This is a genomic window from Bacillus cereus group sp. BfR-BA-01331 (assembly GCF_022663915.1).
In the GTDB taxonomy this organism is placed as follows: Bacteria; Bacillota; Bacilli; order Bacillales; family Bacillaceae_G; genus Bacillus_A; species Bacillus_A mycoides.
The window spans coordinates 267,153-293,251 of record NZ_JAKUGJ010000007.1; the positions used below are offsets into that span (position 1 = coordinate 267,153).

The window sequence follows — 26,099 nt, forward strand, 5'->3', positions numbered from 1 at the left end:
GCAAAATATATGCTATTCGTGGTTTACTTCTAAAACTCTTATCGTATTCCAATAGTATTTTCGAGTTCTCTCTCATATCTTTGTTCATAATTAGCCCCCACAAAATCAACATAATGAACCATTACATTCGATATTAAGAACGATTAAAGGGGATTAACCATTTTTATTTGTATTTAAAAATAAATCCCCCCTGATCTCCAATCCTGTACATTATCCCTAATGTACCCTATACATTCGCTTTCTACATTTAGATATTATATTTTTTGCTGGCTTCATAAATAAATCTTTTTCATATTCATTCGTCCCAAACAACCATAGTAAGTAAATATATACTACAGAAAATATACTAATCTTAATAATTAATAACCCCCAACTATATTCAAGAAAAAAATGATTCATTATCGCCCCAAATACCACACTTATTACAACAGTAGAACTCATCCTCATAATATTGTTCCAAAACCTAGGTATATCTATATTAACTTTTTTCCAATAATATATATTCATTATCACTATATTACCTAAAGTGAATGCCACTGCAGTTCCTACAGCACCACCTATAGCTCCCCACCATTTTACAAATACAATACTTATCAGTACATTAATTACAGCTGTAATAGCATAGACTATCGATTTGAATGTTTGAATATTTTTCGCTTGAAGTATAATCCCCCCTATACTTTGCATTAACGATACGATCATGGGTGCCAAAATAATAATAGCTATAATAAAAGCATCATTATATTCTTTACCAACCCATAAATGAATAAACTCTCGCCCAAAAACAATAAATCCACTAAAAACAAATGCTAATATAATATATTGAATTCTACCGATTCTAATAAATAAATTCGAGATTTCTTTGTCTGTTACATCTTTTGTTACCATACTTGTCACCCTACTTAAAAACACATTGGATATTGCTGTTGAAAAACCCGAAAAGTATCCTGTAAAAGATGCTCCAATTGAATATACTGAAATTGCCGCTGCTCCGCTAAATATCCCTAATATAACTTGATCCGTAGACCAATATATTTTATCAATCATTAAATTCAGAAAAATAAATGATGAGAATACTATTATTTCTTTTAGTAACCCTCTTTCAACCTTTTTAAATAAAATTTTAATTTTAAGCACTCTGAAGCAATAGTATATGTTAATCAAAATTACCATCAAGTTTAACAGTGTTGTCACTATCACCATTGTAATAGAACCATAACCCTTAATAAGAAAGGGTACCATTATAAGGGGATTTATAATGGCATACACTATACCTATCACTTTCTGAAAAACAAACCGTTCGTAAGCTAACATGACAACACTGAAAAAACCAAATCCTATTCCTGTAGATATGTTCACTATCATTATCCACATTAAAATTGTTAACGTATGAACTTCATCCATGCTTAAAGAGTGTGAAAACATGCTATCAGCATTTATAGTTAATATTGTGCCAGCTATTAATGCTAATATTCCTAATACTCCATACATCACACAAAACATTCCATATAAATTCGAGATTCCTTCATCATCCTTTAAAGCTCTATATTTTGCTGTATATCTGATTACTGCATTTCCTAATCCAAAGTTCAATATCCCCACATAACCTGCCACCGAAGATGCTAAACTATATACACCATATTCTGATTGACCTAGAAAATTCAACATAACTGGAGTATATATTATTGACATAACACTATTAATAAATAACGCCACATATGATAGTAATGCACCGGCTTTAAGTTGATTTTTCATCTTAACAAATTACCTTTCATCTAACATAATTAATAGTTTAATTAATCAACACTATCTAACATATTATTGATGGTTCCCCTCCAAATTGAGCCCTCATCTTCAGCAGTATTATTATTTTACTAATCCCTAACCTACTTTTAAAAATTTAATTTTATGTCCCTTTATAAACAATTAGAAGTTTCTGATTTTAAAATCCCTTTCTTTTTTTTGATGCCTTGATCATAATTTTCTATCGCTAAATTCCGAGAAAAATATTCACATAAATTTTGATTAATTACCAATTTCTTTACAGCTTCATAAATATCATCCTCATCTACATCTACAATTAGTCCTGTTTCCTCATGTCTTATTTGTTCTTTAGCACCAGTAAAATTCGTTGTCACAATAGCTTTATTTAAGTATCTTGCTTCAGCAAGTGTTATACAATACCCTTCATGCCTAGACGGCTGTACATATATATCACATTCATCCATATAAACATATGGATTTCTTTTTTCTCCTAGTAAAATAAATGTATCTTTAAGCGAATAATGCTCTATAAGTTCTTCATACTGCTTTCTTGAACTCCCATCACCTACACAATACCATTTAACTTTGAAACCCTCACCAATTAATCTAGATAATACTCGTATAGCTAAATCTTGTCCTTTCTCGTTTGCTAATCTACCAACTGTCAATATCCTCAACCCAGTAAAATTATCACTAAATCCCTTTCCACCTTTTGCTTGTTTTTGAATCAAATTTGAGGAAATCACATTTGGAAATACGTCTGTTTTCTTTTTTATAGAAGGTATAATGCTAATCAACTTGTTTTTCGCTTCATTTGATACTGTAAAAATTTGATCAAATTCCTTATATATATTCGCTGAAAACACTTTATTAAAAGAAACCTTTGTTACATCAAAATGAATCCATTGAATTTTCTTTTTGGCCACTATCTTCTTTACGACAAAATAACTTATAAAGTCCATAGGTCCAGCATAGGCAACTACACTATCATATTCATTATCAATTACCGGATAATCCCTTAATACATACTTAAAAAAAAGACTTCTATCTTTCATTAACTTACATATTAAGTGAAAAAAAATAACATTAAAAGCTTTTATAACCTTTCCTTTTTTTAGTAAATCTATAAAAACTATATACGGTGAATTATTTAGTGTATCTTTTATATTTTGATATCCTTCCAAAGATTTAACTTGAACTTCTCTAGGAATTGAACCTAAAAACCCTCCGTATTTTTCCAACATTAAAATCGTTACATCATACTGATCTTTCGGCATCTCTGCTATCATATTAAGTAATGCCTTTTCAGTTCCGCCCACATTCATATTTATAACCATAAAAATGATTTTTTTTTTCATATTTCCTCCAATATAGATTTTTATGTTCCTAAAAATCTACTTAGTTTTTCAAAATGATTATCAGCTCTACCACTTATAATATTCCGTTCTAATTTATAAGATAATGACTTATTTATAATATTTTCATCGTATTGCATATGCAAATTATCCATATTTATTAAAGTACCCTTAAACTTTATATCATTAAGCATATTACTAGTTTTTTGACTATATATTACAGGTACAACCCCAACATCTAATAATAACCCTAGTATATTTGCATGAAATCTCGCTGCAATTAACAATTTAAAAGAAGCTATCAATTCGATAGCTTCTTCTAAATTCCCATTATAACTGTAGATTATAATATTTTGTAACGCTCTAGACGAGAGGCGGGATTTTATTACATTTATTACTTCCAAATCTCCCTCTCGTTCACAAAATGACATTAAATAACATTTATACCCTTTACTTATTAATAACTCCAATGCTTCTACAGTATTTCGTACATATTGATTATAATAAGTTGATAATCCTTTTTTATGCCGCACATCAATAATTGAAAATCCGATTTTATTTGATTTTTTTTCTTTACGATATCCATCTACATTCATACTAAAAATAATATCTGGCGCATACCTAACTTGTGATAAGTTTTCAAATAATTGAAATGAGTTCATATCTCTAAAACATACATCATCACATAACATAAAAAACCTTTTATAATCTTCTAAAAATTCATCAGTTGTAAACGGTCCAAAATTTGCTCCTAGTATATAAACTTGCTTGTCTCTTTTCTTAAACTCTTTTACCATCCTCATCCTATCTTCATATAACGACTTATGATACTCCTCTTCTCTAAAAATTGAACCTCCTATAAATAACAAGACATCATGCTCTTCCGCAACTTGATCATAGTTTGTTATAGAATCAGATAATTTAAGCCTTTGCCCAATTTTATCAAAAAATGTGTACTTTCTTCTCTTTACATTACTATATTTTGAAATAAGTTGATCATAACTTTTCCCCAGATAATTAACGGTAAACATGCTATTTGGATATTTTTTCAGTAATATATCTAAAAATAAGTCATCTCCTAAGTTAAACATCAAATATATATCTACAAAAACTTTTTTCATTTCATTATCACCACACATTATTTTTCTATCAATGCATAAAATTCCCTTAATTGTTTTATCGAACTATACGGTTCTGTAGTATTCAATTTTTTTATTATTTGTTGTCTAAATTTAACATCATCCAAATATTTTTTAATCCCTTTGTATATTCCATTTATATTTTTCTCAACTAGTAAACCATCAACATTATGATTTATTATTTCCTTCGCTGTAGGAAAGTTTGTACATACAATAGGCTTCCTTAAAATTTTCGCTTCACTTACCGTGAGACCGAATCCTTCTTTTATAGATGTTTGTACATATATATCACAATTTTTTATATAGGGATATGGGTTCAATTTTTTCCCAAGTAGCATAAAACAATCGTTCAATTTATATTTATTTATTAATTCCTGAAGTTTTTTGCGTTCTGGACCTTCTCCAATTCCAAACCATTTAAATTTGTAGCCTGATTGTTGTAATAACCTCGCTGTTTCTATGGCAGTACTATACCCTTTCGCTGTTACTAATCTACCAACCGTCACAATATTAATAAACGATTGATCAAATTCATTAACTTCATGTTCATTAGCCATTTGATTAATTATATCGGGGTCTACTATATCAAAAAGAAGGTCTACCTTATCCTTATATTCTTTCCTAATTTTAGATACTGAATCTTGAGTATTCCTCGAAACAGTAATTATTTTATTGATTTTTTTATACGATTCATAGTCAAGCTCTTTATCGTATAATGTATGGACATAGTCAGTATTTATCCACGCCATTTTTTTTGATGCATATACCTTGTTGGCAACAAAATATGTCGGCATTCCTTGGCTATATGCAATTGCTACATCATATTTCTTTTGAGCTGGAGCAATTATTTTTTCAAGGCTTCGGAATACTACTTGCTCGCTATGTAAAACATGATTTTTATATTCATTTATCCTTAAGTGAACAGTAGTTTTTATTCTATAATAGAAATACAGAATGCTTTTATTTACTGGAATATTTTCATTACTTATGTATTGAAAATACTCTGGTATCGGTAACATATTCACTTGATTCGGTACATATTTTCTAAGATCACCATCTTTTTTAAATAATAAAAAATCAATTTCATACTTCGAATAATCAATTAAATTTAACAACGAAACTATACTCTTTTCCGCCCCACCTATATTTAATGAATCAATAACAAAGAGCAATTTCTTTTTCATGAATCAATCTGGCCCCCTGTTTTTATTCTTCTTTTAAAATCTCTTAGCATATTTAAAAATACACCATAAAAAATGCTCAATCTTATAAAGTCCTTTTTCACCAGAAAAATATATACCTTATAGACTACATTGCTAGATGAAAATAAATGCACCGAATTACTAATTTCGTAAATAGATAAGATTTCTTTTATATTTGATGTCGCATTTCTTATTCCAATTGCTCTCATTCTCACACTTTCTTGCTCTATTAAACCTAATACAAAATCTTGAATTCTCTTTGTAAGTATTTCATTTATCTTATTCTTCTCTAAAGGAACAGAATGAAAAATCCTCTCGATTCGTTTCCATACATTTATATAGTTTTCAATATAATGTATGGAAATATTAGAGCTTATACTGTTTTCATTTAATCTATTATAATAATATAAATAGTCCTTTATGGCACTAACCGTTTTACATCTTGAGGCATATTGTAAAACAAAAATTAAGTCCTCACACATAAATATCTCTTTGTCCATCTTAAAATCATACTTAGTGATAATCTCTTTTTTGTATATTTTCCCCCACAAAACACCACCTGTTCCCTGACAAATCATTTCCATAAAGTTCTGTCTAGATATATTCTTTTCAAAATCAAAATCTGTATAATTTAATATTCCATACTTAGAAATATCTCGATATCCACAACAAACTAAATCAGAATTTGAATCAATCATTTTGTTCAACAAAAATTCAACATAATATTTATCTACTGTATCATCTGCATCAATAAAAACTAAATATTTTCCTGTTGCATTTAAAATACCCTTATTACGTGCCTCAGATGGCCCTTTGTTTTGCTGAGAATAATAAACTATTCTACTATCTCTCTTTTTATACAACCTTATTATACTTTCACTTTCATCATTGGACCCATCATTAATAATTATTATTTCAATATTAAGATAACTCTGTCTAATTATACTATCTAAACATCTTGAAATATATTTTTCACCATTATAAACAGGTACGATAACACTTACCTTTGGATTCACTTTCTCTTTCCTTTCTCAATTAAATTTTCATACTTGTAGAAAAAATTATAAACAAACTTAACTCTCTTCATCAATAATCTTATATAACTTTTCAATCTCATTGCTGTTTCCATAATCCACTTTCATCGTATTCATCATTAATCGCTTCCTTAGTTCCATATCCTCAATCATTTCCCTTATACCTTTCACTATTCCATCTATCCCATTCGGAGTTATCCACCCGTCAAAATTATGACACAGCTGACTTTTGGACGTAGGAAAATTGGTTATTATAACGGGTTTCTCTAAAATCTGCGCTTCCCTCACCGTTACCGCTTTTCCTTCATATCTCGATGGCTGACAATAAATATCACATTTATTAACATACGGATACGGATTCACCTTTTTTCCTAACAAAATGAACCTATCAGTTATATTATTTTCTTTTATTAATTGCTTAATTCGAGATTCCTCACTTCCATATCCTACAACATACCATTTTATGTCATATCCTAATTCCACTAATTTCTTACATGCGTATACTGCTTGATCAAATCCTTTCGCACTACTCAATCTTCCTACAGAACAGATTTTTATCGAATTGTCACTCTCCATCTCATTTTTTATGTCTTTTTTCGCTTGATCCTTTACAAACGCAGGTGACAAAATATTTTCTATAACGATTGACTTTTCCTTTAAATTAGGAAATACCTTCAAAAAAGATTCTTGACAGTCTTGAGATACATTAACTATATAATTTAATCTGTTCCACATCTTTTCATCTAATGATTCGTCCGGATTAACGACTGTGAAGTAATCTGTGTGATTCCAACCTAATTTTATATTCGCTGTTACCTTATCCAATATAAAATTATGAGGACCGAGGAAACTAATTGCCACATCATATTTTTTAACCAACTTAGGGAGCAGAGAGATAGAATAATGCCATGTATATTGCATTTGTCGATATGTCCGTTTTTCTTTCTCTTGTTCTCTATTCTTCATATTAGCTTTCAGCTTAGCTAATATCCTCATCACTCCTAAATAAATATGTCCCTCTTTCACAATGTTTTTGATTGATCTTTCAAAAGTTGTATACTGCTTAATTACTGGCAATAAATTAACTTCTTCAGGAACAAGGTCCAAAAAATCTCCTTCTTGCCTATACAAAAATAGATCTACGTCATATTTTTTATAATTGAAGGATTCTAATAGCCCTATTAAACTTCGTTCAGCACCACCTATGTTTAAAGAGTACATACTTATTAATATTTTTTTCTTCATAAATATCTCCTCGGATTTAGCATCTAATTAAATATAAAGTTACATATGCGATTTGCTACACGAAATGGCAAGTTATTATATAGTAAAGACATAACCCGCTCTCCTTTTCCTCTCCTATCTTTCCATGGCTTAGTCTCTTTCCATGGTGTCATTGCTAAATACTCCTCATACAATGCAGTTAGTGGATGCCGGCATCCTTTAACCCAAGGTCTGTTTACAAATGCTGGAGTATAATGTATAAACACTGGAGCCTCTATTGCTTCTCTTAATTCACTCTCACTATAATAATTTTGCAGACCATAGTATTGCATAATTTCATATCTACCCATAGTAAAAAAAGGGGTCATAGCATTATATTTAGGATGAAGATATAACACCTTTCCTTTTAATACCCCATTTATAACCCCTTGATCATGATGGAACACTTGACCATTATATTTATTAATAAACTCTATAAACTGTTTTTCAATCCCCTCTGTTCTCCATCTCTTAAGATTCACTAAGAGCATACCAGCGTTTATATATCTATCGTTTTTATCCATATTTATCCTAAATTTAGTTTGATTACTAACCGTATCACAAACACCTGCCACGAAATATTCTGTAATATCAGTATTCCATAAATCACTTAAACTACTATTGATTATTGAATCACAGTCTAAATAAATAATTTTATCCAAATCTTCTGGAATGACGCTTGCTAAAAATAATCTAGCATATGAATTTATTGCAATTGAGTCACCAATATTAAGTTCTAACCTATCTGACAAAACATTAAAATTTATATATTGAATAGTTCTGTTATATTTCTTACATATGGAATTTAAATTTTTTTTACTATATGATGAAAGGTTATTTTCAATAAGATAAATATTAATGGTATTAAAATGATTATTATTCTGCAACAACGATATCAATGATACCCCTACATGTTGGGCATAGGTATCATCACTTGAATACACAACACTTAAATTCAAATTCAAACCCCCATTATTTAGATAATATTTTTCTTAATTTTAAAATATTATCTCCACCTATTATTTTAGACAACATTACTTTTAGTTTTACCTTCAACCTAATACGAAATGGCAACCAACTTTTATAGAAATAATGCATTGCATACGTATCTTTAGTTATAAATTTTCTACAATTTATATAATCATATGGAGAAAAATATGTTTGTGGATAAAAAACTCCTACATCCTCTATTTCTTGGTACTCTCCATTTGGCTTTAATCCTTGATTCTGTAAAATTTTTGATACAATAGCAACGTTCGTCAAATCATCATAACTTCCATCTTTTTTTATAAATTTTTTCTCTTTATAAGAATCTAAAAACACCTTAATAAGCTGATTCCCTTTTCTTGCTCCGATTGTACTTGTAGCTATATAATCTGCCTGTTCAAAACCCCAAAAAGAATGGTGATGCAATAAATCATCAAAGGATTTAAATACCTCAACATCAGTATCTAAATAAATTCCACCAAAATCATACAAAACATGAACTCTTGCATAATCACTTACAAATGCATACTTCTCATTTTCATACGCTTCTTTTACATATAAATTACAATTTATATCAAAATTTTTTTCATTCCATTCTATGATTTCATATCCGGGTAGATTCTCCCTCCAGCTCGTAATACACTTTTCAACTATACTAGGCTTCTCTTTCCCACCAAACCAACAATAATGTATTTTGCGCGGAATTTTCTCGGCCTTTCCCACCTTAATTCCCCCACTCACTTTTTATATTTCCCTATCACTCATAAATAACTACTTCTATAAACTATCCCTAAAGTAATGAGGTGTTCATAAACAAAATAAATAAAATAGCATACTAGGATGCTATAATAAATTAATTTCCGATCATTTTTTGTAAATAATTTTACAACCCATGCAATTAAAATTAGTTGGTATAATCCAAAATAAATAGAGAATCTTGCAAAAATCCAGTTTTGTGTCGAAATAAACATAAATACCGTACCAAGTAAAGCCATATTTACGATATAATCACTCTCAGGAAAAATCTCTCTCAGTCTATCTCTACCAATGTACGCAAGAATAAGCGGTACCGAATCTACAGCAACCCTCAGTATATTAGCTCCACCTTCATGAAATTCTTTATATTGGCTATATTGAGTATCTTCGATGGCTTTAAATAAAACCTCTGTAAATTGATTGAACCCTATAACTATAAGTACGGCTAAAAAAAGAAGTAGGAATGTTACCCCTGACCATGCTCTCCTTCTTATTAAAAAATATAAAGGAATAAGTACTAACGCACTTTGATGAAAAGTTGAAGCAATAAGAACTATTAAAATATACATTTTCCAGTTACCATCGAAAATATATTTAGTCGCAGCGAAGATAATCGCAGCGGCTAAATATTGCCTTATTCCATTCATAGAGACTAAATACATTCCGGATGTTATATATACATAAAGACTTATCTCAATTAACCTTGAATATTTATATAGAGTAAGTACAATTAACACATTTGTTATCAACGCTGTAATAAAAACCATCGCTTGAGGATCGTCCGTGTACCCCTTTAAAATCATTTGAAAAATATAGAACCCCTTATCTTTATTGTTCTGAATATGTTCCCAATTAAATTCAGTAATTTTATATGCATGCATATAAAAATAAGTATCCCCAATATTATTCCGAAGACCCGCTACTAGTACAAGGGATAGAGCGGCCATCAAAATTAGAACCTGATTTGGCTTTATCGATGTAAGACTATTAGTCACAGGAATAGCAAAGTACCTTGCAAAAAATGCGAGTATGAATACGATAAAAAGATTCATCCAAAGTATAGTCATTATTATGTCCTCTCATTTACTTACTAAGTAAATCCCTATATATTTACTTCCATTCTTGTTTTCATTGTAATGTAACTATAAAGAATAACTCCAAATGGTAATGCACAAATCGTAAGACCTTTGCATGGCGACTCTTGCATAAATCTTTTATTTTTCGCTATAAAACTACTAGATACATAATGTATAGCTTGCCTATATTTAAATAGTCGATTAGTAAATGGCAATTTCATAAGTTCCTTGCGATAAAAAGCAAAACCTTTTGGATTTTTACGATATTGATTTAGCATATTCATTGATGATCCATCAGCCATGTATTCCACATAACAAAGTGCTTCGTTCATTAATAACATTTCATATTTTTGATCTAACATATAGTATTTATATGCTAATCCTACATATTTTTCATTTTTAAAAATAGGGTATGGATATTTCTTAGTCAATTCTGTGCGATAGACCAATTTTTTATCACCTGTGACACCATGTTTGTTGTAAAGATTAAACAACGTGGAATATTTAAGGTTTTCTGGTAACTTTGAACCAATTATTTGCCCATTTGTATACAAATCCAATCCAATTATCCCACTAACTTCTTCATTCCCATATCTACTCCAAAAAGAAAGGATTTTTTCTACAGCATCGTCTGGCATATAATCATCAGAATCAATACAAACATTTAACTCCGTATCAATCATTTCGTATGCTGTATTATGAGCACCATGCATCCCTTGATTTTGTTGCCAATGATACATAATTTTTATATATTTTTCAGTAATCCAGCTATCCACCAATTCTTTTGTGTTATCACTAGATCCATCATCTATTATTAACCAAATAAAATTCTTACATGTTTGACGTTTTAAACTCTCATAACAATTTGTAAGACAATATGCTCTATTATAAGTAGGGGTGAAAATCGTTAAATTCTCCAAATTACTCACCTCGAAAGTACGGAATAATAGTCTTGAGTTAATTCTGCCGTATGTTTTATATCGTAGCCTTTCTCCAAAAATACTTGAGCTGGTATTTCCCTCGGAAAATTACTAGTTTCTATATTTTTCATTTTTTCTATCCAAGCCATTTTATCTGCTAGAGGAACATGTTCAACTAGATTCATTCCCAAATCCACTTCTTTCGTAATAGCATCCGATATAATACAAGGCAAACCAACTCCTTGCGCCTCTATGAGAGTAAGTGGCAATCCCTCATGTATGGATGGAAAAACAAATACATCAAATGCTTGAAGTATCCTTTCTATATCAGCTCGTATCCCAAGAAACATTATATGCTTCTCCAAATTTAATTCCCTCACTTGATTTTCAATTTCCATACGAAGTGGCCCTTCGCCAGCTAATAAAAGAATTGAATTCGGCCTAAATCGAGTTAACTGCGCGAATAATTCTATAAGGTAAGCATGATTTTTTTGATGAGCAAATCTTCCAACATGGCCAATAACAAGAGAGTCTTGCTCAAGCTGTAATTCTTCTCTTACATGTTTTCTCATTTCTGGAATGAACAAAAACCTATCACAATCAATTCCATTTTTTAAGATTCTAGCTGTATCAGCTTTATCTGCAAATAACCATCTCGCAGCTGCATTTGAGCATGCTAACAAATGCGTTGCACATGTACCTATAGATTTTCCTGCATACCATTTATAGATTTTTGCAGTAGCACCACCTTCACTACTAGTATTGTGACTATGCGCAATCCTAACTGGTACCCTTGCTTTTTTAGCTGAACGAAGGACAAATCCACTCATTTTGTCCATATGTGAATGAACGATTTTATATTGCGTATGAGAGCTAAAGAAGGTATCTAGCGTCTTTATATAGCCTCTATGACCAACGTCTGTAACATATGGAATTCTATGAATTTCCCCGCCTAACTTTACTATTTCTTCATCAAACACTCCTTCTTTACATGTTAAAAAATCAAATTGAACTTTGGAACGATCTATATTGCGATATAAATTCATAATTAGTGTTTCGGCGCCGCCTCTATTCATATTTACGACTACATGTAATACTCTTAATGGAGTGCCCAATTTAAATCCTCCATTTCATCCATATATGTTGTATAAATTTCTTGTTTCTCTTTCAATACTTCATTAACTGAATATTTACTTGTAATAATAGTACGTCCACACTGCCCAAACTGAGCTTGTAATTTAGTATTTTTAGAAATAAAATTTATTCTTTCAGACATTGTCTTTATATCATCACGATCTATAATCCAACCATTTTTATTACTAATAATTAGCTCCCTATGTCCCCGATTGTCCGTAGCGATAACCGGAAGTCCACAAGCCATAGCTTCCATAATATTAACTGGTAAACCTTCCCGGTAACTCGATGCAACAGCTAGGTCACACATCTGCAGCAAAGAGGCTATATCATTTCTATAACCAAGAAAGTGCACCATACTACTCACGCCTAGTTGCATCGCTATTTTTTTACACTCTTCTATTAATGGCCCTTCACCAGCAAGCAAAAGCTTTGCATGTGGCATTTCATTTTTCAATTGCGCTAATACATGGATTAAAAAACTTTGATTTTTATTCTTATTAAATTCAGCAGCATAAAACATTAAAAAATCTTGTGGTTTATAGCCACATTGTAACTTTAATTCTCGTTTCTCAATTTCAGTTACAGGAGTAAACCGTTGTACATCTATTCCTACACCGTGAACTAGCTTAATATCTTTCACTGGAAAGCGATGTTTAACTGCTAAATCATAATCTTCTTGGTTAATTGTTATTAGACAATCCGTATGAGAAGCTAGAATTCTTTCAATCGGATAATAAAGCAACCAATTCATATGCGGTGATCCTTTACAAAAGTGAAATCCATGTGCTGTATATACGACTTTCGTTCCTTTCTTCCTTGATTTCCGAGCAGCTAAACGCGCTATTACTCCTCCCATGGGCGTATGACAATGAATAATGTTATATTTATTTTTATCAATAATTGACATTAACTTTTTGTATGCATGAAAATTTTGTGATCTAATAGGTGATCTTTGAAAAGGGATATTGTATTTTTGATTGACATATGGAAGTTGCATGTTACCATTTGCTGCAACATGCACTTCCCATCCCTGCTCTGCGAACCATTTCATATACGGTAAATGGAACGCCTTAAAATGATAATCCACAGTTGCACAAAACAGAACTTTTTTAGACATCATTCCCACGCACCCATCTTATTTTATTCTTATTAAGCTCACACACCATTATCCTGATACTGGAATTAATATTTTCAAAGGCTTGCGATGATTAACTAAATATAATAATCTATCTCGCAATTCCGCTTCATTCAAATCTTCATATATAGAGACGAATTCTTCTACCTCTTCTATACGAACATTCATTTCTTGCCCTACATAAATTCTCGGATGAACTTGCTTCTCATTCATTTCATCTTCTTTTAGTAATTCTTCAAAAAGTTTCTCTCCTGGGCGTATACCAGTAAATTCTATTCCTATTTCATCCACAGAGTTTCCTGATAACCGAATGAGATTTTTGGCAAGATCGACTATTTTTACTGGTTCTCCCATGTCCAACACAAAAATCTCCCCACCTTTAGCTAAAGAACCAGCTTGCACTACAAGCCTAGATGCTTCTGGTATTGTCATAAAATACCGAACCATCTCAGGATGGGTAACTGTAACTGGGCCACCATTTTGAATTTGCTTCTTAAATAAAGGTATAACACTCCCTCTACTTCCTAAGACATTCCCAAAGCGTACAGTAACAAACTTTGTATGACTTATTTTATCTTTATGTTGAATTACCATCTCAGCTAATTTCTTTGTTGCTCCCATAACACTCGTCGGGTTCACAGCTTTATCAGAGGAAATCATAACAAACGTTCCTACTCCATGTGCTCTCGCTGCCTCTGATACATTCATAGTTCCAATCAAATTATTTTTAACAGCCTCTTCAGGATTATTCTCCATTAGTGGTACATGTTTATGTGCAGCTGCATGATATACAACATTTGGAAGATGTTTATTCATTATTAAATTCATCTTTTTTTCATCTTGTATATCTGCGATTTCAGGAATAAACGTGCCTTTCATATCTCCATATTTTCTGTTTAATTCCATTTCTATAGAATAAATACTGTTCTCCCCATGCCCTAGTAAAATCAACCTTTTCGGCCTAAATTTTGCAATTTGTCTACAAATTTCCGAACCAATTGAACCTCCTGCACCAGTAACTAAAATAACTTTGTTAGTTATATAATCTGAAATAACATCCACATCAAGTTCTACAAGATCGCGCCCTAATAAATCTTCTACTTGAACATCTCTGAATTCGTTCACCGATACTTTACCCGTTACTAAGTCTTCTAACATCGGAAGAATTTGAGTTTTCACTTCTGTTTTTAAACATCTTTTCAAAATAACATTTTGCTCTCTTTTGTTTAATGAAGGAATTGCCAAAATTATTATTTCAATATTCAGTTTTTTAACAACATACTCAATTTGATTCTTACCACCAATTACTGGAATACCCCAAATATCAAGGTTATGTTTTTTTACATTATCATCAATAAATGCGACTGGCATTAATTCGGCAGCACTATTCTTTAACAACTGCCTTGCAACCATTGTCCCAGCAGATCCCGCACCAACAATTAACGTTCTTTTTTTATCACCCTTTTTTACATAATAAATATCTCTGTACATTCTCCATATAAAACGTGAACCACCAATTAATAAAATATGAATCATCCAAGTTACAACTAACAGCCGAAAATACATTTTTTGCATGATTAGTTGCTGCACAACTGCTGTAGCAATTATAGAAAATGTAACAACTTTGCATATAATGAGTAATTCTCCTATACTTGCATATTCCCAAGCTTTATTATACAACTTATACATTAAAGCAAATAAATGATGACTGACTAATAGAGTGATAGAGCTAATAATTGATGATAAAGTGATAACACTAAAGCTAGCATTTACAAAGAAATAACTAAAGAAAATAGCACTTAACACAATCATTGAATCCATTAAAAGCAATAACGATATCCTCCGCCGATACGTCATGTAACTTCCTCCTTTAATCAATTCCATACTTAACTCTTTCAAATTTAAAGTTTCTAACTATATTCTCTTTATTAAAAGCACATAGTTAGAAACTTTAATAAAACATGGGCATCTAACCCGGCCTCACATTACACTCTTGATGACTCGCATCTAAGGTTGTTTTCACAACCCACAGCATAATCGAGTGCCTCCGTTGATAGCGGTAAGGAGACATCACCACATCGTAGCTCTTTAAAAAATTCTTTATAAAGAACATCTTAATATAAGGATATTAAATTCTTTTTTTAAAAGTCCATTTATGTTATTTATACTTTTCCATTCAAAATCGCACCTAATATCCTACTTTTCGTAAAACTTAACGCCCTTTTCGTTTCAAGCGCATCTTCATTCACAGTACGATTATAACGTATCACCAATAATACACCTTCACACTTATCAGCCAATACACTTGTATCTGTTACTTCTAGTACAGGAGAAGAATCAAATAATATAATATCATATCGTTCCATTGCCTTTTGAACTAACATATCCATTGCACTCGAACTAAGTACTTCGGATGGATTGAATGGTACCGGTCCGCTAGTTAATACATCCAGACTTTCCATCTCTGTTTTTTTCACGGCGCCCTCTAAAGTTGTTTTTCCGTTCAATATATCAATTAATCCAATTGTATTTTCTACTCCAAACATTTCATGAATCGTTGGTGTTCGTAAATTTGCATCTATTACCAATACTTTTTCACCTTTTTGTGCTATTGAGACTGCTAAATTAACTGTAATCGTTGATTTTCCTTCACCATACCTCGGAGAAGTAATAACTATAGTTCTGCTTTTATGAATAGATGAAGATAATTGAAGGTTTGTTCGAAGCGAACGATACTGCTCCGAAATTTTCGATCTTGGAGCGGTATGTACAATTATACTTTCTCCTTTAACTTTATTTGTTTTTCGTCTATTTTTGTAAGCCACTCCGTTCCCTCCCCCAATAATACCGTATTTTTTTTACTGAATTTGTCTTTCACATTTTTTCTATTCATTTTAGATATTCCGCCCAAAACAGGGACATCTAACAATTGTTCAATTCGCCGTTCCGATTTGATTCTCTCATCAAGTGAATCCAATAAAAAAATGAATCCAATACTGAGCACCATACCTATAGAGAATGCAATTAGTATCGTCTTAAAGTGATTTATATTTATAGGCATAGAATTTTTTTGAACTGGGTCTTCTGGTAATATACTCACATTATTAAAATTCAGTATATTCGCTACTTCTTTCTTATAAACAACGGCTGTAGTATTTGCAATTTTATGAGCAAGCACAGGATCTATATCCACTACATTTATTCTCATAATCTGGGACCCTTGTACACTTTCTGTACTTATTTGTCCACTTAATGCACCTGCAGATCTGTTAATATTCAATTCAGCAGCCACTTTTTCTAATATTACAGGCTCATTTACCATCTCTTTCAATGTATTCATCGTTTCAGCATTAGCTTGAACAATAACCCTTGCTGAAGAGGCATATAATGGTGTTTTTACATATATAGTATACATCGCTCCTGCTACTGTTGTGAGAGTTGTAAATAATAGAATGATCCAAATTCTTTTCCGTATAATAGTAAATAGATTTTTCAAATTTATTTCCTTATCCATAACTTCCCTCCTCATTTAAAACCAATGAGCTTCAACTTGAAATTGGCATCAAAAACTTAAGAAAAAAACAATATTTTTATTCTTTTTAATATACAAACATTTCTAGTTAATGCCATTTTAGTTCTTTATACAGAACGAGTCAACACAAATTATTTTCAATAAATTACTTCCTGATGACACTAAAAAAAATGCGACAATATTCGTGTTTTTTCACTGTAGATAAATGACGAAAAAGCCCTAATACCGTAGTATTAGGGCTTTTTTCTCTCTTAGTATAGAGACATATATTGATCGCGTTCCCATTGGTGAACTTGCGTTCTAAAAATATCCCACTCAATTTCTTTTGCTTCAATGAAGTGCTCAAGTAAATGATCACCTAATGCACCACATACGATTTCATTAGCTTGTAAAGTAACTAACGCTTGCGCTAATGTTGCTGGTAAGTCAACGATACCTGCTTCTTCACGCTCTTCTTTTGTCATTACGTAGATGTTACGGTCTACTGCAGCTGGTGGAGTTAATTTATTTTTAATTCCATCAAGACCTGCTGCTAATAATGTAGCCATTACTAAATACGGGTTCGCAGCTGGGTCAACACTACGTACTTCTACGCGTGTACTAATACCACGAGATGCAGGGATACGCACTAATGGACTACGGTTTTGTGCAGACCATGCTACGTAACATGGAGCTTCATATCCAGGTACTAAACGCTTGTAAGAGTTTACAGTTGGGTTTGCTACCGCTGTAAATGCTGGCGCATGTTTTAAAATACCTGCAATGAAGTGACGAGCATCATCACTTAATTGTAAATCACCGTTTTGATCGAAGAATACGTTCTCACCATTTTTAAATAGCGATAAGTTACAGTGCATACCTGAACCGTTCACACCGTATAATGGTTTCGGCATAAATGTTGCGTGTAAACCATGTTTACGAGCAATCGTTCTTACAACAAGCTTGAATGTTTGAATGTCATCACATGAGCGAATTGCATTTGCATATTTAAAGTCAATTTCATGTTGACCTGGCGCAACCTCATGGTGAGATGCTTCAATTTCAAAGCCCATTTCTTCAAGTTCAAGAACGATATCACGACGACAGTTTTCCCCTAGATCCATCGGCGCAAGGTCGAAGTATCCACCGTTATCGTTTAATTCTAATGTTGGATTTCCTTTTTCATCAACTTTAAATAGGAAGAATTCTGGCTCTGGTCCAAGATTGAAATCTGAGAATCCTAATGCTTCCATTTCTTTTAACACACGCTTTAAGTTGTTACGTGGGTCGCCATCAAATGGAGTACCATCAGCATTGTAAATATCACAGATTAAACGAGCTACTTTACCTTTTTCAGCTGTCCAAGGGAAAATTACCCAAGTATCTAAATCCGGATATAAATACATATCAGATTCTTCAATACGTACGAAACCTTCAATAGAAGATCCATCAAACATCATTTTGTTATCAAGAGCTTTTGTTAATTGGCTCACTGGAATTTCTACGTTTTTAATTACCCCTAAAAGGTCCGTAAATTGCAGACGGATATACTTTACATTCTCTTCTTTCGCCAAACGGAAAATATCTTCTTTTGTGTACCTAGCCATTATAAATTCCTCCTTAGTCCCTCTAAACACCTTCAGAATCAGTTATCTTTAGTGAAAAAACCTTGAAATGTCACCTTGTCGCAATGAGGTCCGATTAAATCTACCTGTATGTTGTAGTTCATCTCGAAGAATTTTGCGAAGCTCGGATTTTGAAATTTCTTTCGTTTCTTCTTTTACTTTCACTGCTTCTGTTTGATTTTCTTTCATTTGCAATACTTGTTTAATTCCGGCCATATTTAAGCCTTGATCTAACAAATCTTTAATTTCCAACAATTTATCTACATCGTTAAATGAAAATAATCTACGATTCCCTTTTGTACGGGTTGGAAAAATAAGATTATGCTCTTCATAGTAGCGAATTTGACGTGCAGATAATTGTGTTAAATCCATTACAATACCAATTGGAAACAGCGGAGCAGAACGTCTATCTTCTTTCATTGTTTCAGTTCCTCCTTCGCCTTAACTGTTTCTCATTTTATACCATGTTATGTTTAGTGTCAATAGATGTTAGATTTTCTTACATGATTTTTTTGTAATTTTTTTCATTTTTTTTCTAATGGCACAAATCATTACTTTCACACGAAAAAAGCTGCCGAAATCGACAGCTTTCCTTTAAGAAATTGTTAATAGTTTTTTTTCAATTAACGCATCAATCGCAGAACAAATCGCAATCTTTACATGCGAATAAGTTAACCCACCTTGCACGTAAGCAACATAAGGCGGACGAATCGGACCATCAGCCGACAGCTCAATACTTGCACCTTGAATAAACGTCCCCGCAGCCATAATTACATCATCTTCATAACCCGGCATATAGTTTGCATATGGAGTGAAATGAGAATTAATTGGAGATGCATATTGAATCGCTTGACAGAACGCAATCATACGATCTTTATCATCAAATTGAACAGACTGAATTAAATCCGTTCTTGGTGCATTCCAAGCTGGTGATGTATTCATCCCTAACTTTTCTAAAAATGCAGCTGTAAAAATCGCACCTTTTAGCGCTTGTCCCGCTACATGCGGCGCTAAGAAGAAACCTTGATACATTTCTTGCAAACTGTATAAAGATGCCCCTGCTTCCGCACCAATCCCTGGAGATGTTAGACGATATGCACACGCTTCAACATACTGCTCTTTACCAACAATGTAACCACCAGTTTTAACAATTCCACCGCCAGGATTCTTAATAAGAGAGCCTGCCATTAAGTCCGCACCAACATGACATGGCTCTTCTTCTTCAATAAATTCGCCATAGCAGTTATCTACAAATACAACAACATCAGGTTTAATCTCTTTCACAAACGCAATCATCTCTTTAATTTGTGAAACAGTAAACGACGGACGAGTAGCATATCCTTTTGAACGCTGAATACCAATCATCTTCGTATTACTACGGATCGCAGCTGCAACATATTCAAAGTCCACAAATCCCTCTTCAGTTAACGGAACTGCGTTATAACCAATATTATATTCTTTAAATGAGCCTACACCTTTTCCGCGTACACCAACGATTTCTTCTAACGTATCATATGGTTTTCCTGTTATGTATAGTAGTTCATCTCCTGGACGTAAAATACCGAATAGAGCTGTCGAAATTGCGTGAGTACCTGAAATAATTTGCGGACGAACAAGACCCGCTTCTGCCCCAAATACATCAGCATACACTTTTTCTAACGTGTCACGACCAATATCATCATACCCATAACCTGTCGTCGGAATAAAATGCGAATCGCTAATTTTATGTTTACGAAAACTTTCTAATACACGAAATTGGTTACTCTCAATCACTTCATCCACATGTTTATGTACTTCTGTAATTTGACTTTCTACTTCTTTTACGATTGGAGCAATTTTTTCTCCATTTTTCAAACGATCAAACATTATTTTCTCCTTCTTCCACTAAAAATCTCTTTAATTGCCCCTTAAGCGATGAATGAGCAAATATATACCCTGTACAATCATATACAAATTTATCTTCTAGAAAATCCATTTTAGTTAATAACGTTTCCGTCTTTAAAAGTGTTAACAACCTACCTTCACTCGGAGGAATTTCCACTTTATAATCATCCATTTCTTCCTTCATCTTCGTTTCTATCGCTTCTTTTATACGCAGTAAATCACTTTCTTCAAAAGCACTAGTCATTAAGAAATCACTTTTCGGAAATGGAATGAAGTTTTGATGCAATTTATCTTTTTTATTATATAACGTAATAATAGGAATATGATTAATTTCAAGGTCCGACAATAATTGTTTTACTGTCTGCTCATGCCCTACATAATTAGGATCTGCTGAATCAACAACATGTAAAATAACATCCGCTTCCCCAGCTTCTTCTAACGTAGATCGAAAAGCAGCAATTAGTGACGTAGGTAAATCTTGTATAAAACCAACCGTATCAGTCAAAAGCACTGTATAACCAGAAGGTAACGGCATCTTTCTTGTCGTCGGATCTAGCGTTGCAAACAATAAGTTTTCTTCAAACGTATCAGCTTCCGTTAATCTATTAAACAACGTAGATTTCCCTGCATTTGTATACCCAATTAACGCAACTTGAAACACTTTATTATCTTTTCTTCTCTCACGATATCTTTTTCGATGCTCCACAACAACCGCAAGTTGTCTCTTTATTTCATCAATACGAGATCGAATATGACGACGATCTGTCTCAAGCTTCGTCTCTCCTGGTCCCCTTGTACCAATTCCACCACCAAGACGTGATAAAGCAAGACCTTGTCCCATAAGGCGCGGCATTGTATATTGCAATTGAGCTAATTCTACTTGAAGCTTACCCTCTCTCGATTTCGCACGTTGCGCAAAAATATCTAGTATTAACTGCGTTCGGTCAATCACTCTCGCATCTAATACTGAAGATAAATTCCGAATTTGACTTGGTGTTAACTCATTATTAAAAACAATAACAGCTGGTTCTAATTCTTCCGTCAACGCTGCAAGCTCTTCTAGTTTACCTTTTCCTATATAAGTCGCCGGATGAAACTTCGGGCGCTTTTGCGTCGTTGATACTAACACTTCCGCTCGCGCAGTTTTCGCTAGCGATGCAAGCTCTTTCATGGAATGCATAAATTTTTCATCATCATCTTGTGGCAATTGACAGCCAACTAATATGATTTTTTCTTTTTCTTCCATCAAATATGTTCACTCATCCTTTTCGAAATTTAAACCTTCTAATATAATAGCAGAGGAAGCACATTTCATCTAGTTAGCGGGGGAGAAAATTCATGGCATGGGAGATTTTTAGCATCATAGGCACAATCGCTTTCGCACTAAGCGGAGCCATTGTTGCAATGGAAGAGGATTATGATATTTTCGGGGTATATATTTTAGGAATGGCAACCGCATTTGGGGGAGGTGCCCTTCGTAATTTATTAATCGGTTATCCAATCGTCGCGTTTTGGCAACAAGACATGTTATTCCAAATCGCACTATTATCAATGACGATCATTTTTCTTTTTCCTAATAAATTAATTAAGCATTGGAAAAAGTGGGAAAACATCACAGATGCCATCGGCTTATCAGCGTTCGCCGTACAAGGAGCTCTATACGCCCAAAAATTAAATTTACCCATTAGCGCTACAATTGTAGCTGCTGTTTTAACTGGCATTGGCGGCGGTATTATTCGTGATCTTTTAGCACGTAGAAAACCTCTCGTCCTTCGAGCTGATGTATATGCGTTTTGGACGATCTTAGCCGGTTTTTTGATTGGCGCTAAAGTCATCGTTAGCGATTGGGCTCTATACACCTTATTCATTTTAATTGTTTGCTTCCGCATGGTTTCTATTCATTACAAATGGCATTTACCGCATAGACGCATCGATACAAAGGAGCGCTCAATGCATAAATAACAATCTAACCTCTTTACATATCGTAAAGAGGTTTTTCTTTTCTAACGAGTTTTTCTTTACATAATGTTTATACTAATTTTTAAAGCGAGGTGAATGCAAATGACAAACCATGTTAATAAAGGAGCTCAAAAAAGCTCAGTAAACCAATTTGGACATGATCCAAATTCAGCGCACGAAAAGAGCGCTAAAATGGAACGTCTTCATAAAACTCACCAAGAAAAAGCAAAAAAAGAGTAAACGAACTTATGCATAAAAACAGACGCACAGTTTACGTACTGTGCGTCTCCTCTTCAAGCATTAAATCCATACTTGATATCCCAATTAAATCATATTTATCATACGTATCCTCTTGTAACAATCGCATAGCTTGTGTACGAATCGATTTTTCAACAATATTCCGTACGTATCGCCCATTACTAAACGATGTAATTTGCGACGAATACTTTACCGCATGTAAATGATCTCGAAATTTCCACTCCGCTTCTTTAGATAACTGATATTCACGCTCCTCATACATTCTCTTTCCAATTTCCAACAGCTGATTTACGGAGTAATCCGCAAATTCAATAATAAATGGAAAACGAGATTGTAACCCTGGATTTAATGAAAGAAAATGATTCATCTCTCTTGAATATCCAGCTAAAATTAATACAAAACCGTGCTGCTTATCTTCCATATGCTTCACAAGTGTATCAATAGCTTCCTTCCCAAAATCCTTCTCTCCCCCCCGCGCTAAAGAATACGCCTCATCAATAAACAAAATACCTCCCATGGCCTTTTTTATTAAATCTCTCGTCTTTTGCGCTGTATGACCGATATACTCCCCCACAAGATCAGCACGTTCTGCTTCAACTAAATGCCCCTTCGATAAAATATTCATCTCAAACAATAATTTCCCTATCATTCTAGCAACGGTTGTCTTCCCAGTACCGGGATTCCCCCTAAATAACATGTGAAGCACTTGCTTCTCAGATTTCAACCCCATCTCTTGTCTTTTTTTATTTACATAAATCCAAGCATAAATTTCTTTTATTATCTTTTTTATTTCATCCATCCCAACAAGCTTTCCCATCTCTTCTTCAATTCTCTGCAACATCTCATGTTTAGTAGTGGTTTCACTTGAAATTACCGTTTTATTTTCTGATGCCGGTAACGAAATTTTCTTTCGATGGTTTAATACAATATTAATTTGATTGTTATTTTTCTTACGCATCGATTGTTCCATACAATCACCTCATTTTATCCACTCACCAAATATTATTATTCCAGTCCCTCTTGCAAATGCCTATTTTCAGAAAAGTTTGCTATAATATAAGAAATAATCAAGGTGGTGGGACTATGGAAACAACGGAATTCCATGATACAATACAAGCCTTTTCTATTTTTTTATTGAATAAAGGCCGAAAGTCTTCAACCATTAAACGTTATGTTTATGACATTGAAGATTTTGGACATTGGTTAGAAAAAAACAAAAAGCTCCCTTCCAGTAATATATGGGCAACACTTTGTACAAAAGACTATGAAGATTACTTTTCAGACTTAAAAAAGAATCGACACTACTCTGAGAAAACAATGCATCGTGTATTTATTGTATTAAATAGAATGCATCATTTTCTTAACATTCCGAATCCATTAAAGGATATGGAAATTACTATTCAGCCAAACCGTGCATTGCGCAATGAAGATTTCATTTCATACGATGAGGAAAAAAGATTAAAGCATATAGTCACTTCATTAGAAGGACTTTCAGAAAAACAACGTCCCGTTCGTCCGTTATTAATGGATCGTAATATCGCGATTTTAAGTATATTAATCGACTACGGACTATCCTTACAAGAGCTTACAGCATTAACTATGCATCACGTTCATTTTGAAACTAATACACTTTCTATTCCAGCAACCGCAGGAGTAGAAAGAACAATCACATTAGCAATCGAAGACAAAAAACAACTGTACACATATTATAAAAGTATTCCAGAACCAGTTCGCCCTAAATACCATAGTAATGACCCGTTGTTTGTTGCATTCGATTTTAACCGCGGAACATACAGATGGGTATATGAAAACGACGCACCAAAAGCACTAACAGAAATCGCTATTCAAAAAATGATCCGACTTGAAGTAGCAAGAGCGAATTTACGTAAAGGCATTTCTGGACAACATTTCCGGAACACATTTATTTTACGCCTAATAAAAAAACAAACCCCAGAGCCAGAGATCATAAAATTAGTTGGCTTCAAATCAAAAATTTCACTAAAACGGTATTATCAGTATGCTGAAAATAAAAAAAACGCCCTATAATAAGGCGTTTTTTTTATTTTTTCTCGAAAGAACCCATTTCACTATGACCATTTAACTACTCTCTGCATCTACTATGATGAGTTTCGTTCACATTCTTATTAGAAAGGAGAGATTTAATGTCTCGCTTTAATGACAATCAAAATAAATACTCCAATCCATGCTTTCCAACTAGCGCTGGACGAATTCCAACTACCCCAACGATTCCAATTACTAAAGCGCAAATTAGAACATTCCGCGCAATCATTAACGATTTAATAAAAATAATCCCTAAACTTTTCGCCAATCCATCTTCCAAAAACATAGAGGATCTAATAGATACATTGCACCTACTAAGTAAATTCATCTGTTCACTAGACACTACTTCCGCTCTGAAAGCACAAGGATTAGCCATCATTAAAAACTTAATAACTATATTAAAAAATCCAACCTTCGTAGCAAGTGCTGTATTTGTTGAACTTCAAATTTTAATTAATTATTTACTTTACATTACAAAGTTATTCCGAATTGATCCTTGTACACTCCAAGAACTCCTTAAATTAATTGCAGAGTTACAAACTACTCTAGTTAATTCAGCTTCGTTCGGCAGAGGACCTACTGGACCTACTGGACCTCAAGGTAACACGGGTGCTACTGGACCTCAAGGTATTCAAGGTAACACGGGCGCTACCGGTTCCACTGGACCTCAAGGCGTTCAAGGTAACACGGGTGCTACCGGTTCCACTGGACCTCAAGGTATTCAAGGTAACACGGGCGCTACCGGTTCCACTGGACCTCAAGGCGCTCAAGGTAATACAGGTGCCACTGGACCTCAAGGTATTCAAGGTAACACGGGTGCTACCGGACCTCAAGGCGTTCAAGGCGTTCAAGGTAACACAGGTGCTACTGGTTCCACTGGACCTCAAGGTACGCAAGGTAACACAGGTTCTACTGGTTCCACTGGGCCTCAAGGCGTTCAAGGTTTCACAGGTGCTACCGGTTCCACTGGACCTCAAGGTGCGCAAGGCAACACGGGTGCTACTGGACCTCAAGGACCTCAAGGTAATACAGG

General features: G+C 33.3%; 24 protein-coding genes. 4 read left to right on the plus strand and 20 right to left on the minus strand.

Annotated elements, in window-relative coordinates; all coding sequences use genetic code 11:
• Positions 1 to 216: 216 nt before the first annotated feature.
• From MR155_RS15825 to hflX, 19 genes are all read right to left on the minus strand, one after another.
• Positions 217 to 1,755, minus strand: a complete 1,539-nt coding sequence (locus MR155_RS15825) for an oligosaccharide flippase family protein (RefSeq protein WP_219303342.1) — start codon at positions 1,753 to 1,755, stop codon at positions 217 to 219.
• 161 nt (positions 1,756 to 1,916) lie between these two features.
• Positions 1,917 to 3,122 carry a glycosyltransferase gene (locus tag MR155_RS15830; RefSeq protein WP_219303343.1) on the minus strand — a complete coding sequence of 402 codons (1,206 nt, stop codon included), beginning with the start codon at positions 3,120 to 3,122 and terminating at the stop codon, positions 1,917 to 1,919.
• A 20-nt stretch (positions 3,123 to 3,142) separates the two neighbouring features.
• The gene (locus MR155_RS15835; protein ID WP_242310496.1) at positions 3,143 to 4,240 is read right to left on the minus strand and encodes a polysaccharide pyruvyl transferase family protein; all 1,098 of its coding nucleotides are present in this window, start codon (positions 4,238 to 4,240) and stop codon (positions 3,143 to 3,145) included.
• A 17-nt stretch (positions 4,241 to 4,257) separates the two neighbouring features.
• Positions 4,258 to 5,442 carry a glycosyltransferase gene (locus MR155_RS15840; RefSeq protein WP_219303345.1) on the minus strand — a complete coding sequence of 395 codons (1,185 nt, stop codon included), beginning with the start codon at positions 5,440 to 5,442 and terminating at the stop codon, positions 4,258 to 4,260.
• Positions 5,439 to 6,476: a glycosyltransferase family 2 protein gene (locus MR155_RS15845; RefSeq protein ID WP_219303346.1), complete on the minus strand. Its 1,038-nt coding sequence runs from the start codon at positions 6,474 to 6,476 to the stop codon at positions 5,439 to 5,441. The genes MR155_RS15840 and MR155_RS15845 overlap by 4 nt, the downstream gene beginning before the upstream one ends.
• A 57-nt stretch (positions 6,477 to 6,533) precedes the next feature.
• Entirely contained in the window at positions 6,534 to 7,739 is a 1,206-nt protein-coding gene (locus tag MR155_RS15850; RefSeq protein WP_219303347.1) for a glycosyltransferase, read from the minus strand.
• Positions 7,740 to 7,762: 23 nt separating this feature from the next.
• Positions 7,763 to 8,716 carry a glycosyltransferase family 8 protein gene (locus tag MR155_RS15855; RefSeq protein WP_219303348.1) on the minus strand — a complete coding sequence of 318 codons (954 nt, stop codon included), beginning with the start codon at positions 8,714 to 8,716 and terminating at the stop codon, positions 7,763 to 7,765.
• 13 nt (positions 8,717 to 8,729) lie between these two features.
• Positions 8,730 to 9,467, minus strand: coding sequence for a glycosyltransferase family 32 protein (locus MR155_RS15860; RefSeq protein ID WP_219303349.1), 738 nt, complete (start codon positions 9,465 to 9,467; stop codon positions 8,730 to 8,732).
• A gap of 38 nt (positions 9,468 to 9,505) precedes the next feature.
• Positions 9,506 to 10,567, minus strand: coding sequence for an EpsG family protein (locus MR155_RS15865; RefSeq protein WP_219303350.1), 1,062 nt, complete (start codon positions 10,565 to 10,567; stop codon positions 9,506 to 9,508).
• A 35-nt stretch (positions 10,568 to 10,602) separates the two neighbouring features.
• Positions 10,603 to 11,496: a glycosyltransferase family 2 protein gene (locus tag MR155_RS15870; RefSeq protein ID WP_219303351.1), complete on the minus strand. Its 894-nt coding sequence runs from the start codon at positions 11,494 to 11,496 to the stop codon at positions 10,603 to 10,605.
• Positions 11,497 to 11,501: 5 nt separating this feature from the next.
• On the minus strand, positions 11,502 to 12,611 hold the full coding sequence (locus MR155_RS15875) for a glycosyltransferase family 1 protein (RefSeq protein ID WP_242310498.1): 1,110 nt from the start codon (positions 12,609 to 12,611) through the stop codon (positions 11,502 to 11,504).
• Positions 12,596 to 13,753 (minus strand): glycosyltransferase family 4 protein, encoded by a 1,158-nt coding sequence (locus MR155_RS15880; protein ID WP_219303353.1) that lies wholly within the window; start codon positions 13,751 to 13,753, stop codon positions 12,596 to 12,598. Before MR155_RS15880 ends, MR155_RS15875 begins: the two co-directional genes overlap by 16 nt.
• 45 nt (positions 13,754 to 13,798) lie before the next feature.
• Positions 13,799 to 15,625 (minus strand): polysaccharide biosynthesis protein, encoded by a 1,827-nt coding sequence (locus MR155_RS15885; RefSeq protein ID WP_219303354.1) that lies wholly within the window; start codon positions 15,623 to 15,625, stop codon positions 13,799 to 13,801.
• A 305-nt stretch (positions 15,626 to 15,930) separates the two neighbouring features.
• A complete protein-coding gene (locus tag MR155_RS15890) occupies positions 15,931 to 16,593 on the minus strand; it encodes a CpsD/CapB family tyrosine-protein kinase (RefSeq protein WP_113936898.1) in 663 nt (220 codons plus the stop codon).
• The gene (locus tag MR155_RS15895) at positions 16,542 to 17,282 is read right to left on the minus strand and encodes a YveK family protein (protein ID WP_242310500.1); all 741 of its coding nucleotides are present in this window, start codon (positions 17,280 to 17,282) and stop codon (positions 16,542 to 16,544) included. The genes MR155_RS15890 and MR155_RS15895 overlap by 52 nt, the downstream gene beginning before the upstream one ends.
• Positions 17,283 to 17,551: 269 nt before the next feature.
• On the minus strand, positions 17,552 to 18,886 hold the full coding sequence (glnA, locus tag MR155_RS15900) for a type I glutamate--ammonia ligase (protein ID WP_219303356.1): 1,335 nt from the start codon (positions 18,884 to 18,886) through the stop codon (positions 17,552 to 17,554).
• Positions 18,887 to 18,934: 48 nt separating this feature from the next.
• Positions 18,935 to 19,324 carry a transcriptional repressor GlnR gene (gene glnR / locus MR155_RS15905; RefSeq protein WP_002014475.1) on the minus strand — a complete coding sequence of 130 codons (390 nt, stop codon included), beginning with the start codon at positions 19,322 to 19,324 and terminating at the stop codon, positions 18,935 to 18,937.
• 174 nt (positions 19,325 to 19,498) lie between these two features.
• Positions 19,499 to 20,770 carry a methionine gamma-lyase family protein gene (locus MR155_RS15910; RefSeq protein WP_219303357.1) on the minus strand — a complete coding sequence of 424 codons (1,272 nt, stop codon included), beginning with the start codon at positions 20,768 to 20,770 and terminating at the stop codon, positions 19,499 to 19,501.
• Entirely contained in the window at positions 20,763 to 22,034 is a 1,272-nt protein-coding gene (hflX, locus tag MR155_RS15915) for a GTPase HflX (RefSeq protein ID WP_113936896.1), read from the minus strand. Before hflX ends, MR155_RS15910 begins: the two co-directional genes overlap by 8 nt.
• A gap of 92 nt (positions 22,035 to 22,126) precedes the next feature.
• On the opposite strand from hflX, the gene MR155_RS15920 reads away from it, so the two are divergent.
• Together MR155_RS15920 and MR155_RS15925 are read left to right on the plus strand one after the other, a co-directional pair.
• Positions 22,127 to 22,750, plus strand: a complete 624-nt coding sequence (locus MR155_RS15920; protein ID WP_002014478.1) for a trimeric intracellular cation channel family protein — start codon at positions 22,127 to 22,129, stop codon at positions 22,748 to 22,750.
• A gap of 99 nt (positions 22,751 to 22,849) precedes the next feature.
• On the plus strand, positions 22,850 to 22,987 hold the full coding sequence (locus MR155_RS15925) for a hypothetical protein (RefSeq protein WP_002087943.1): 138 nt from the start codon (positions 22,850 to 22,852) through the stop codon (positions 22,985 to 22,987).
• 31 nt (positions 22,988 to 23,018) lie between these two features.
• On the opposite strand, the gene spoVK is transcribed toward MR155_RS15925, so the two are convergent.
• The gene (gene spoVK / locus MR155_RS15930) at positions 23,019 to 23,975 is read right to left on the minus strand and encodes a stage V sporulation protein K (protein ID WP_002014481.1); all 957 of its coding nucleotides are present in this window, start codon (positions 23,973 to 23,975) and stop codon (positions 23,019 to 23,021) included.
• A 113-nt stretch (positions 23,976 to 24,088) separates the two neighbouring features.
• Here spoVK and MR155_RS15935 point away from each other — a divergent pair, with 113 nt between their 5' ends.
• Both MR155_RS15935 and MR155_RS15940 read left to right on the plus strand, forming a co-directional pair.
• The gene (locus MR155_RS15935; protein ID WP_242310502.1) at positions 24,089 to 25,051 is read left to right on the plus strand and encodes a tyrosine-type recombinase/integrase; all 963 of its coding nucleotides are present in this window, start codon (positions 24,089 to 24,091) and stop codon (positions 25,049 to 25,051) included.
• 116 nt (positions 25,052 to 25,167) lie between these two features.
• On the plus strand, positions 25,168 to 26,099 hold a 932-nt coding region (locus MR155_RS15940), incomplete at its 3' end, for a collagen-like repeat preface domain-containing protein (RefSeq protein ID WP_242310504.1).